Here is a 427-nt window from a genome sequence, read left to right as displayed (position 1 = left end):
CCGACGCGGTCAGCCACTCGTAGCCGGCATAGCGGTCGGGCCCGTAGTCGTAGGCACAGACAGCCCGCAGTCCGGTGCCGCGCATCTGTGCTTCGCGCAGTGCGACGAGCACGGCGTGCCGGGCGGGCGGTGAGCCGTCCGTGCCCACCACGATGGGGCGGTCGGAAGTGTTCGCGCTCGTGTCGGACATGGAGCCTCCGGAGAGTCGTCGGACCGCGGTCGATGGGATGTCGCGCGATGCCATGGAGTGATGTGCGGTCGCCCGCTCGCTTCCAGCCTCACAGGCCCAGGAGTGGATACCGAGGGGCCTTGCAGGTCCCTCCGGGGGCCGAACGTCCTTGCCGCCGATCTACACGGCCGGCACGCCGTGCTCCCGGAACTGACCTCGCACCCGTTCCAGGAGCGCGGGCCCCGGTGCGGGGGTGTC

Annotated in this window: 1 protein-coding gene; it reads right to left on the bottom strand. The window is 71.2% G+C overall.

Features of this window, described 5'->3' with window-relative positions:
* Positions 1-190: universal stress protein (locus C6N31_RS42560; protein ID WP_198359671.1), on the bottom strand; the 190-nt coding region annotated here is incomplete at its 3' end.
* Positions 191-427: the final 237 nt, after the last annotated feature.

The sequence above is a fragment of the Streptomyces fildesensis genome (genome assembly GCF_016107395.1).
Lineage (GTDB): Bacteria > Actinomycetota > Actinomycetes > Streptomycetales > Streptomycetaceae > Actinacidiphila > Actinacidiphila fildesensis.
The sequence above is the reverse complement of the archived record's forward strand: the minus strand, read 5'-3'. Positions and strand labels throughout refer to the sequence as shown.